Below are 10,747 nucleotides of genomic sequence, written 5' to 3'. Positions count from 1 at the left end.
CTATAACTTTTGTTTTACGACCCATAATTAGGGTATAAATATAGCTTATATTTTAATTTGTCTCAGTACTTAATAGTAATATTAATAACTCGATGGTTATATTTTACTTTGTAAGTTATTGAAAATGATGAGTTTTTTACTATTAACTTTTTTCACTCTTGAATTAATCGTTAGATATCTCTAATATTTCAGAACTTCTAATTTTAGTTAGGAAAATAAATTAGAACTCGAGTATGTATTAATAATTACGCACAGTATTTTCAAAGTGGATAAGGAAGGGTTTTCTGACAAAAATGCTTTTATAAAGAGGGGGTAAATTAAATAAAAAGACTCTAAATTTAATATCCCCCCTTTTCACGTAATAGTTACACTTACCTTTATTCGAGAAATGAACAATTGATTAATGGATTAAAACTTAGCTAAGTAACCCATACAATAGGTTTCACAAATCAGTAATCCAAGTTTTTAACTCTAACAATAACACAACTATGAAAGTAGGCTCTAATAAAAGTTGGAGCAAAGCACAATTATTTTTTAGCAAAACTATATTATTTCATGACAGAGGTATTAAAGCATTTATGCTTTTAATTTGCTATGCCATTTTTTGTTGAGCAAGCCTATGTCTTAGGGTCTCCCCCTAGTTATTCCAATTACTCCTTATTTTAAAGTACAACACTAAAAATTAAAAATGATTAACCTTACAAAATATGTGAGAAGTATAAACTTACTTCTTGTACTCTTCTTTTTATCTTCTTTTGGTAGTGCACAGACCTTAAATGTACAGGGAATTGTTACTGATAAATCAAAAACTCCGATTCCAGGGATTTCTATACAGCTAAAAGGGACTACAGTTGGAACGGTTACCGATGCAGGAGGAAAATATAATTTAGTAGTAGATGGAGATTCACCTATTCTAATATTCTCGTTCATTGGTATGAAAACCCAAGAAATAAAAGTAGATGGCCGTACAAATATTAATATAGCGATGGCTGATGACATTGTCAACTTAGAAGAATTAGTTGTAGTAGGATATGGTGTTCAAAGGAAATCAGATATTACAGGATCTGTTGCTTCTATCAAATCTGAAGAACTTCAAATGTCTCTAAGCCCCAATATAGATCAGGCCTTGCAAGGAAGAGCGGCAGGGGTGACTGTTACCTCCAATTCGGGTTCACCAGGAGCAAGTTCCACAGTACGTATTCGTGGTGTGGGTACTGTCAATAATGCTGATCCTCTTTATATAGTTGATGGAGTTCCTTTGGGAAATATCAATTCCTTGAATATGCAGGATGTAGAATCAATGGAAATTCTAAAAGATGCCTCTGCAACAGCAATTTATGGTTCTAGAGGTGCAAATGGAGTAATTCTTATTAAAACAAAGTCAGGAAGTAACAGTAAAATGACATTCAGTTATTCTGGAAGATTGGGAACTCAGTCAATGAGTAATAAAATTGATTTAGTCAATGCACAACAGTATGCTATTCTTAGAAACAAAGCTCGTGCAACAGATTATGCAAATTCCCCATCGCAAGATTGGACTCCAATACCTGATTTGGCCAACCCTGAAGCTTTAGGTGAAGGAACAGATTGGCAAGATGCAGTTTTTCGTGATGCCATTTTACAAGATCATCAACTATCAGTATCGGGAGGTTCAGACAAAAGTACTTATTATATTTCATTGAATGCTATGGAGCAAGAAGGGATTGTAAAAGGTACAGATTACAAACGTATTACTTTCCGGGTGAACAATACTTACAAGCTTAATGAACGTTTTAACCTAGGCCACAATATTAATTTTGGTTATACTGACCGTAACACAATACCTGAATCAGGTCATGGTAATGTGGCAAAACAAAAAATTCTTACAAACGCAATCGGACATGAACCTGTTACTCCAATATATGATCCAACCAACCCAGATAGTAAATATGGATATACTAAGTTAGGAGGTAATTATGGTAATCCTGTAGCTCGTATTGATCTCAATAACAACACAACAGGAACATATAATATATCTGGTAATGTATATGCTGAATACAAAGCGAAGAAGTATTTCACATTACGTACTTCTTATGGTCTTAATCTAGGTTTTAGTGAGAACTACAATTTTACACCGGCTTACAAAATATCACCTCTTCAATTTGAAAATGTATCTAGTTTACAGAAGAGTAACACAACTAATGTTAATCACACTTGGACTAATACAGCGAATTATACTCGTGATTTTGGAAACCATAAACTAACAGGTTTGCTAGGACATGAGGTACAGACTTCCGCGTATAAGTTTGTTCGAAGTGGCATAAAAGAGATCCCTGCTAATATAAAGCAGCCAAGTCTTGAAGCAGGTAATAAAGCAACAGCTACAGTAAGTGATAACATCACAGAAAGTGCATTGGTTTCATTCTTTGGACGAGTAAATTATAACTACGATGATCGTTATTTAATGACGATAAACTTTCGAGCTGATGGTTCATCGAAGTTTGGACCAGGTAATCGATGGGGTTATTTTCCTTCAATTGCTGGAGGTTGGAATGCCCACAATGAAAAATTCTTTCCTGATACTGATGTCATTTCTCGTTTGAAAATAACTGCAGGATGGGGGGAAATAGGAAATCAGAGTTTTGCTGATTATCGCTACTACAGTATGATTTCAGGTGGTCAATATTATTACTTCTCCAATAAATTAGTTGCAGGAGCAGCACCATTGATGTTAGGTAATGAAAACTTAAAATGGGAAACAACCAAAAGTAGTAATGTAGCAATCAACATTGGTTTATTTAATGATATGTTGACTTTAGGAGCTGAATATTTTGAGAAGAATACTACTGATATGCTTATGCAGTTGCCAATTCCTCAATATGCAGGTATAAGGCAATCTCCTTGGAGTAATGCTGGAAACCTTCGTAACACGGGGTGGGAATTTACATTAGATCATCGCAGAGATGTCAATGAAAACTTTTCATATGGTATTAATGGTAATATCTCTTTTATCAAAAATGAGGTCTTGAGTCTTGGTACTGAATCAGGGTTTATAGAGCAAGGACAATTTCAAGGTTTTCCATTGCTAACGCGTACAGAAGTAGGTAGAAGTATTGGTGAGTTTTATTTACTTGATATGGAAGGTATATTTCAAAATGAAGAGGAAGTAGCTAATTCTGCACAATCTAATGCACAGCCTGGAGATGTACGTTTCGCAGATGTCAATGGAGACGGAAAGATCGATGATAATGACCGTACGTTCGTAGGTTCAGCTTTACCAAATTTCACGTATGCGTTTTCACTAAATGTTGCATATAAACAGCTTAGCTTAACAGCCTTTTTCCAAGGAGTTAGTGGTAATAAAATATTTAATTCTCCTCGATATTTTAACGATCGATCAGGTCCTTACGGTATTTCAACACGAATGCTCAATGCATGGGATGGAGAAGGTTCTACAAATGAAATACCTCGTTTGACAGAAAAAGATGTGGAGTCAAATTTACGTGCTTCAGATTATTTTCTAGAAAGTGGTACCTATTTAAGACTTAAGAACTTGGAGGTAGCCTATACTTTATCTAACAAGTTATGTAAGAAAGCAGGTATACAGAGTCTTCGTATTTTCTTGAGCGGTCAAAACCTTTGGACATTAACTGATTATTCAGGTATGGATCCTGAAATCGGTATTGAAAATGGTGATGTGCTTGCGTTTGGTATTGATAGAGGTATGTATCCACAGGCAAGAGTTTACTCTATAGGTTTAAACCTTAACATTTAAAAAAGAACAACCAATGAAAAAATATATAAATCACTTACTTGTATCTTCTACTATTTTCCTAACTGCCTGTCTAGGGCAGTTAGAGAAAGCACCTTACGGTGAGGCGCTAGAAGATGACTTCTACAAAACTTCAGAAGATGCTATATCGGCAATTAATGCCGCATACACTCAAGCACAGTGGATAAACGATGGTTTTTTTAGCCCAATGGCTGCCCTTGATTGTTCATCAGATGATGTGTTTAAAGGAGGTGGACATGCAGGTGATCAGGCGGGCCTGACTGAATTGTCAAACTATACGATTACTACTTCCAATACAATAGTGGGGGATAAATGGTCAAGTGCTTATCAAGGAATATTTAAAACCAATAAGGTTTTGGAAAAAGTTCCAGAAATTGAAATGGATGAGACCTTAAAAAATCGTATTCTTGGTGAAGCATACTTTTTAAGAGGTTATTTCTACTATGATTTACTAATTCAGTTTGGAGGTGTAATCAAAGTTGATCACCCATTAAGTTCAGAGGAGTTTAATAAAAGCCGTTCATCAAGAAGTGAAATTGTAGACTTTATACAAGAGGATCTTGACCTTGCTCTAGGTTTACTACCAAAAAAATCTGAATATGATCAGAATAATGATTTAGGGCGTGCTACTAAAGGTGCCTCACTTGCTTATTTGATTAAACTAAATGTGATGGAAAAAAAATGGGCTGAAGCTGTACAATATTCAGAACAATTATTTGCACTTGGTGAATATGAGTTGGAACCTGATTTTCGTCTAATTTTTGAGCCAGAAGGAGAGCATTGTAAAGAGTCAATTTGGGAAATCAACTTTGAAGAAAATAGTATAGCAGGTTGGCTGAAGGGTAATCCAGGTACATGGAACAATATTGTATTTATGCCTCGTTCAATCAATGGTACGGGTTTTTGCCAAGTAACAGATGATTTAAGAAATGCTTTTGAAGATGATGACCCTCGAGCAGAATCAACTATTTACCAGCATGAAAGTACTGATTATGGTACTAGTTATTATAGTAGAAAGTATTGTAGTACACCTTTTTCTAGTTATCCGTGGCCTTCTAATGGGGCGAGCCACGGCGGTCACAATTATAGAGCGGTTAGGTTATCAGATATATATTTACTTTATGCAGAAGCTCAGTTTCATTTAGGAAATGAAGAGCAAGCGCGTGTATATATCAATAAAGTAAGAGCTCGTGCTAGAGGTGGTAAAGAAGGTATTCTGGCTGATGTAACTACTACTGGAACTGATTTACTTGAAAGTATTTATCACGAAAGAAGAGTGGAACTGGCTATGGAGGGGCATCGTTTCTGGGATCTACTTAGAACTGACAGAGCAGCAACAATCTTAAAAGATAAAGGTTTTATTAAAGGTATTCATGAATTACGCCCTATTCCACTTAGTGAAATTACACTTGGTAATGGTCGTATTGAACAGAATGATGGTTATCAGTAAACCTCATTTATATAATTTCAAGTCAAAGTTTATTTTTGAAAAAAAGAAATACGCTTATTCGCTTAAATAACAGTACGTACTAAAAATATTTCTGTGAATTCTAATATTTTCATAGTTCTAATTTAGTTTCTCAAACTAAATTAGAAGCACAGAGCATATTCTTAGTACGTACTGTTATTTAAGCGGATAAGCATAAATTTTAATATTCCAAAGTAACTTTTGACGTTTCTTTTTAAGTTTATTTCATTCTTTCAATTTCCCCCAAAATCGCCTTCAAAACATTAATTGCCACACTATTCCCAAACTGCTTATAAGCCTGATTATAGGCTGAAATAATAACAAAGTTATCATCAAACCCCTGGATGCGGGCACATTCTCTAGGAGAAAGTTTTCTGATTTGATTACCTACTTTATATAAACCCGTTTTGTCTCCTACACCTCCTCCATAGGCAGATAACGTTATAGCATGACCGATGGGGTCATAGATACGTTCTCCTTGACCGCCTTTGTTGACTCTTCCGATTTGTATGGGGCGGTTGGGTAAAATGATATTTCCTTCTTTGTCCTCTTTAGGTTTGTATTTTTTATAAATGTCGATGTCAGGGCGGTTGACAATCTTGGCATCAGGTTTTTGCTCGAGGAAGTCTTTAAGACTTACATGTTTTTGATGAGGTAAAGGAAATTGGAATTCATCTGCTATGATATCTTTTCGAAAACAGACAAAGTAAATTCGTTTTCTGTTCTGAGGTAAACCAAATTCTGATGCATTCAGGACCTTATATCTAACATTATAACCTAATTCATCTAAGGTATTGATGACCACTTGAATGGTATTTCCTCCGTCATGTTTTTCAAAATTCTTGACGTTTTCCAGAAAGAGTAATTTCGGTTGATGGTGCTTTACAATCCTAGCAATATCAAAAAATAAAGTACCGCGGGCATCTTCAAATCCTTTTTGTTTGCCTGATACAGAAAATGCTTGGCAGGGAAAGCCAGCACATAAAATATCATGAGAGGGAATTTCTTGTTCGTTGATCTGAGTGATATCACCGTGAGGTTGAATGCCGTAATTGCGTTGGTAGGTTTTTACGGCAAATTTATCCCATTCAGAAGCAAACACGCATTCTGCTCCAAATGATGTTAGCGCCTTATGAAAACCACCAATGCCAGCAAATAGATCTATAAATTTTAATCCCTCTATCTTCATCTTAACCCTTCAAAAAATGTCTTAGTCTTACGATATTAATAGATGAAAAGGAATGAATCAATATTGCCGACTATTTGTTTCAAAATTATTTTTCGTTGTAAGAGATATTGTCAAAGAAAGTTTGAAAATCGACGTCAGTATTATTGATTTCTAACTTTCTACGGAGTCGATATCTGGCCACTTGAATGGACTTCACACTTTGGTGTGTAATGTTGGAAATATCTTTTGTACTTAAGTTTAATTTGAGGAATGCACAAAGCTTCTTTTCATTAGGAGAAAGACTTGGGAATTTTTGATGCAATTTATCAAAGAAGTCGGAGTGCACTTGTTCAAAACGGTATTCTAATTCTTTCCAAACTTCCCCTTGATTGGCATTTTGGAGGTTATAAACAATCGATCGGATCTTCTTTTTATTATTACTGTCCAACTCAGAATCAATACTCAGCAGTTCTTCAGAGACCTTATTAATCAACTCGTTTTGTTGCATTAAGTGCATAATGTTTGTCGTCAATTCTTTGTCTTTAAACTCTACTTGAGACTGCAATACTTTATTTTGCTCTTGTGTGTATTGATGTTCAACCGTTTCTAGCTCTCTCGCAATATTGGCTTTTTCCTCGTTTTGCTTTGCGTTGATCATTTTCAAACGCTGAACTCTGAGTACCATCAAAATGATAGCAATGATACCAATAAAAAGGCACGTAAGAATGATAATAATCGTTTGCTGTTCTTCTTTTTCATGCAACAACTGAATTTTTTCTAGAGCTTTGATTTGATTTTGTTCCAAGTCTGCAATCCCTTTGCTATATCGTTGTTGAAGTAATTCATCTGAAGCTTTTTTATATTCCTTGAAGTATTGAAAGGCCTTTTGAGTATGTCCATTTGCTTCAAAAAAAGTAGATAAACCGTAGTATACATTTTTAAGATCAACCGGAGAGTTGACTTCATCCGCTTGTTCTATGGCTTTCAAATAAAACTTTTCAGCTTTTTTCAATTGTCCTTGTTGAGAAGCGATATGTGCAAATGCCACTAATGAGTTGATTTCTCCCCTTTCATCATTCAATTTTTGTTTGATCTCATAAGAAGCTTTCAAAACTTCCAAAGCATCTTCAAACCTTTTCTGATTGGCATATTGATTCGAAAGGTTGTGTAGCGCTTTACTTTTCATAATCAATTGCGATTCATTTTTACACATTCTGATGACCTGATTAAAAAGATGAATGGCTTTTTCAGGTTCATTGAGTTCATCATATAGTGTACCCTTGTTAAGGTAAAGGTGTGGTAGTAATTCATTTTGAATATCTTCAGACAGCTCTTTTACAGTAGCAATCGCTTTTTCATATTCAGCTAACGCTTTGGAGTAATTCTTTTCTTGTTGATAAATTTGACATAAGTTGGTTTGAGATCTTACTTCCAACTCTTTGTTTTTGATTTTTCTGAATTGTTGAATAGCATTGAAGTAAGCTTCTCTCGCTTTATAAGATTGCCCTTTGTAGAGGTAGATATTCCCTTTGAGATTATACAATTCACCCAAAAGCTGATCATTTTTATTTTCTTCATAAAGCATTATACCATCTGAAGTATAATCCATCGCTCGGTCCATATCGACGGCAATAAACTTTTTTCCCAGCTGTAGCATTAATTCCCCTCTTTGATGAGGCTCAAAAGTATCTGAAAGTTTTTCTTGTAAACTGTCGATTGTGCTAGCGAAAATGGAAGTGGATGTAAATACAATTAAAAAAAACGTATAGAAGTTTGTTGTAAGTGATTTCAATGGTATAGCTGATTATAATTTGAAATTGGTAGCTTAGTAATGAAACGTTAAATTTATTGATTTATCATCAATGTTTCATTTTGATTTTCTGTAATTTAACGAAAAATAGCCATTAACATAGTGCAAGTTGAGATAAAAAACAGTAGAAGTCGATTCAATGAAAGAAGAAATTAAAAAATACGATTTTAGAAAGAATGAGGATGGGTTGGAATTTGAAATTGTAGACCTTCAGAAAATATTTAAAGAGAAAAATCATTTAATAACAACTTCACATCGTGCGAGATTTTATCATATTCTTTGGATTGAAAAAGGACACGGCACACACTATGTAGATTTTAAACCCATAAAAGTTGAAGACAATACCTTAATTTTTGTAGCTCAAAACTCCGTAAACCTCTATGATGCGAATGGGTATTATGAGGGAAAGTCAATCATTTTTACCAACGATTTTTTCTGTCAAACCAAGTATGATTTTAGATATATTACTACCTCTATTTTATATAGTGATCTTTATGACGTCGCAAAGTTATCACCCATTATTAATAGAGAGGCATTAGAGCTAATTTTCCATCAAATGAATCAAGAGGCGGAAAAGAAGAAAGATCAGGCTCAAAAAGAGATCCTTCATAAATTGCTTTACTTATTCTTATTACAATCAGAAAGAGCATACCGAGAACAAGGTATACAAGAATTGGAACCTAGTCTTTATCTGACCAATGTGATCAACTTCAAAGAACATTTAGAACAGTCTTATAAAAAAGAAAAAGGGGTGAAATGGTATGCAAATTCATTGAATTTATCAGAGAAACAGTTGAATAAGTCAACTGCTGAAGTACTGTCAAAGTCACCCAAAAAGATCATTGATGAAAGAGTAGTTTTAGAAGCCAAAAGATTATTGGTACATACAGATGAACCGGTAAAGGAAATTGCCTATGAGCTAGGGTATGATGAACCTACTAACTTCATTAAGTTCTTTAAAAGACATGCCACTGTCACCCCTGCTGACTTTAGAGTAAAAAACAAGTAAGGCGTAAATGTATCATTCAAGGGCGTAAATCTACCTTTATAAAACTTCCTACATCCGCCACCTTTGTAATGTTGATTTTGTTAAACAAACAAAGTAATCCATGACAAAGAAAATATACTCATTAGCCGTATTAATTATGGCGTTTTTATCAAGCTCAGCTCAAGATTCATCATCAAACTCTAGTACAATGGAAGTATCGAACAAAGACAAGGTAGTAGCATTATTAAAAAGCATCGAAACAGGTGATAAAGCACCTGCGGGTTATATCAACCCTAACAAATACATTCAACATAATCAATCTGTAGCAGATGGTTTGGCCGGTTTTGGAGCTGTTTTACAGCAGTTGCCAGAAGGTTCAGCAAAGGCGAACACGGTAAGAGTGATCGAAGATGGAGACTTTGTAATCGCTCATACTGATTACAACTTCTTCGGACCAAAAATTGGAATTGATATCTTCAGATTTGAAGATGGTCTGATTGTAGAACACTGGGATAATCTACAGGAGAAAGTCACTGAAACAGCTTCCGGAAGATCTCAAATAGATGGTACAGCTGAAGTCAAGGACTTGGATAAGACAAAATCGAATAAAAAGATTGTCAAGCACTTTATTGATGATGTTTTATTTGGAAAGCACCCAGAAAAAATTACGGATTATGTCTCTACGGAGGAGTATTTACAGCATAATCCAAATGTAAAAGATGGATTAGCCGGATTGGGTGAAGCTCTAGAAGCTTTGAATAAAGCAGGAATGCCAATGGTTTACAAGGAGAATCACGCTTTATTTGGTGAAGGAAATTTTGTAGTCGCTGTTTCTGAGGGGATTTTTATGAAAAAAGAAGTAGCATTCTATGATATTTTCAGACTTGATGATGGAAAAATCGTTGAACATTGGGATGCCATTCAAGAAATCCTTCCAGAATCGGAAGCAAAAAATTCAAACGGGAAATTTAATTTCTAAATTATAAAGTCATGTTATTTATTGTAATACTTATTTCGACGTTTTTATTGATTGTCTTTTTCAAAAAAGAGAGATGGATTAAGTATGGAAATTTGGAAGATAGTTTCGATTACACAATCAATGATCATCAGTATTATATCGAAGAAGTATCTTTCAAAACTTACAATGAAGCACATTCTAAGTACTTTAAAGTAGTAGATGCTATATCGAGATACGGTACGACAATAAATCAAAAATATGACTTATACGATTGGAGTTTCTCAACATTCCAATTCAAGGATACGCTCATAGATGTCCGTTATTTTAGAAGTACGCATAGTATACGGTTGATCAAAAGTAAACAACCTCTGAGTATTGAAGAGTACGAAAAAGACGATTTGGGATATCATATGGAATTGAATCGTTAAGATAAAATAGAAAAAGCACAAGTTAGGCAATAGGCTAGACTTGTGCTTTTTTGTTACAAATCCATGTTTCAAGTGTTAAGCGATAGCGTACTAACTTAGCATTGTCAAAAGGAAATAAAACTCCTCAGAATAATATTTTGGATTTTCGAGGAGTT

Annotated in this window: 7 protein-coding genes; 5 read left to right on the top strand and 2 right to left on the bottom strand. The window is 34.5% G+C overall.

The features are described from left to right. The first annotated feature begins 688 nt into the window (after positions 1–688). Both HHU12_RS31645 and HHU12_RS31640 read left to right on the top strand, forming a co-directional pair. On the top strand, positions 689–3,754 hold the full coding sequence (locus HHU12_RS31645) for a SusC/RagA family TonB-linked outer membrane protein (RefSeq protein WP_169660744.1): 3,066 nt from the start codon (positions 689–691) through the stop codon (positions 3,752–3,754). A 13-nt stretch (positions 3,755–3,767) separates the two neighbouring features. Continuing rightward, a complete protein-coding gene (locus tag HHU12_RS31640) occupies positions 3,768–5,222 on the top strand; it encodes a RagB/SusD family nutrient uptake outer membrane protein (protein ID WP_169660743.1) in 1,455 nt (484 codons plus the stop codon). A gap of 238 nt (positions 5,223–5,460) precedes the next feature. Here HHU12_RS31640 and HHU12_RS31635 read toward each other — a convergent pair whose 3' ends face one another. Both HHU12_RS31635 and HHU12_RS31630 read right to left on the bottom strand, forming a co-directional pair. Further along, positions 5,461–6,429 (bottom strand): DNA cytosine methyltransferase, encoded by a 969-nt coding sequence (locus HHU12_RS31635; protein WP_169660742.1) that lies wholly within the window; start codon positions 6,427–6,429, stop codon positions 5,461–5,463. 85 nt (positions 6,430–6,514) lie between these two features. Then, positions 6,515–8,200 (bottom strand): tetratricopeptide repeat protein, encoded by a 1,686-nt coding sequence (locus HHU12_RS31630; RefSeq protein ID WP_169660741.1) that lies wholly within the window; start codon positions 8,198–8,200, stop codon positions 6,515–6,517. A 157-nt stretch (positions 8,201–8,357) separates the two neighbouring features. Between HHU12_RS31630 and HHU12_RS31625 the strand changes: the two genes are divergently transcribed. From HHU12_RS31625 to HHU12_RS31615, 3 genes are all read left to right on the top strand, one after another. Beyond that, entirely contained in the window at positions 8,358–9,227 is an 870-nt protein-coding gene (locus tag HHU12_RS31625; RefSeq protein WP_169660740.1) for an AraC family transcriptional regulator, read from the top strand. A 100-nt stretch (positions 9,228–9,327) separates the two neighbouring features. Then, positions 9,328–10,185, top strand: coding sequence for a nuclear transport factor 2 family protein (locus HHU12_RS31620; protein ID WP_169660739.1), 858 nt, complete (start codon positions 9,328–9,330; stop codon positions 10,183–10,185). Between the two features lie 11 nt (positions 10,186–10,196). Next, positions 10,197–10,592, top strand: coding sequence for a hypothetical protein (locus HHU12_RS31615; RefSeq protein ID WP_169660738.1), 396 nt, complete (start codon positions 10,197–10,199; stop codon positions 10,590–10,592). The last annotated feature ends 155 nt before the right edge of the window (positions 10,593–10,747 follow it).

The sequence above is a fragment of the Flammeovirga aprica JL-4 genome (assembly GCF_012844305.1).
Lineage (GTDB): Bacteria > Bacteroidota > Bacteroidia > Cytophagales > Flammeovirgaceae > Flammeovirga > Flammeovirga aprica.
The sequence above is the reverse complement of the archived record's forward strand: the minus strand, read 5'-3'. Positions and strand labels throughout refer to the sequence as shown.

Coding starts and splice junctions, on each gene's coding strand:
- HHU12_RS31645 (WP_169660744.1), top strand. CDS start 689: ATGATTAACCTTACAAAATATGTGAGAAGTATAAACTTACTTCTTGTA.
- HHU12_RS31620 (WP_169660739.1), top strand. CDS start 9,328: ATGACAAAGAAAATATACTCATTAGCCGTATTAATTATGGCGTTTTTA.
- HHU12_RS31615 (WP_169660738.1), top strand. CDS start 10,197: ATGTTATTTATTGTAATACTTATTTCGACGTTTTTATTGATTGTCTTT.
- HHU12_RS31640 (WP_169660743.1), top strand. CDS start 3,768: ATGAAAAAATATATAAATCACTTACTTGTATCTTCTACTATTTTCCTA.
- HHU12_RS31625 (WP_169660740.1), top strand. CDS start 8,358: ATGAAAGAAGAAATTAAAAAATACGATTTTAGAAAGAATGAGGATGGG.
- HHU12_RS31635 (WP_169660742.1), bottom strand. CDS start 6,429: ATGAAGATAGAGGGATTAAAATTTATAGATCTATTTGCTGGCATTGGT.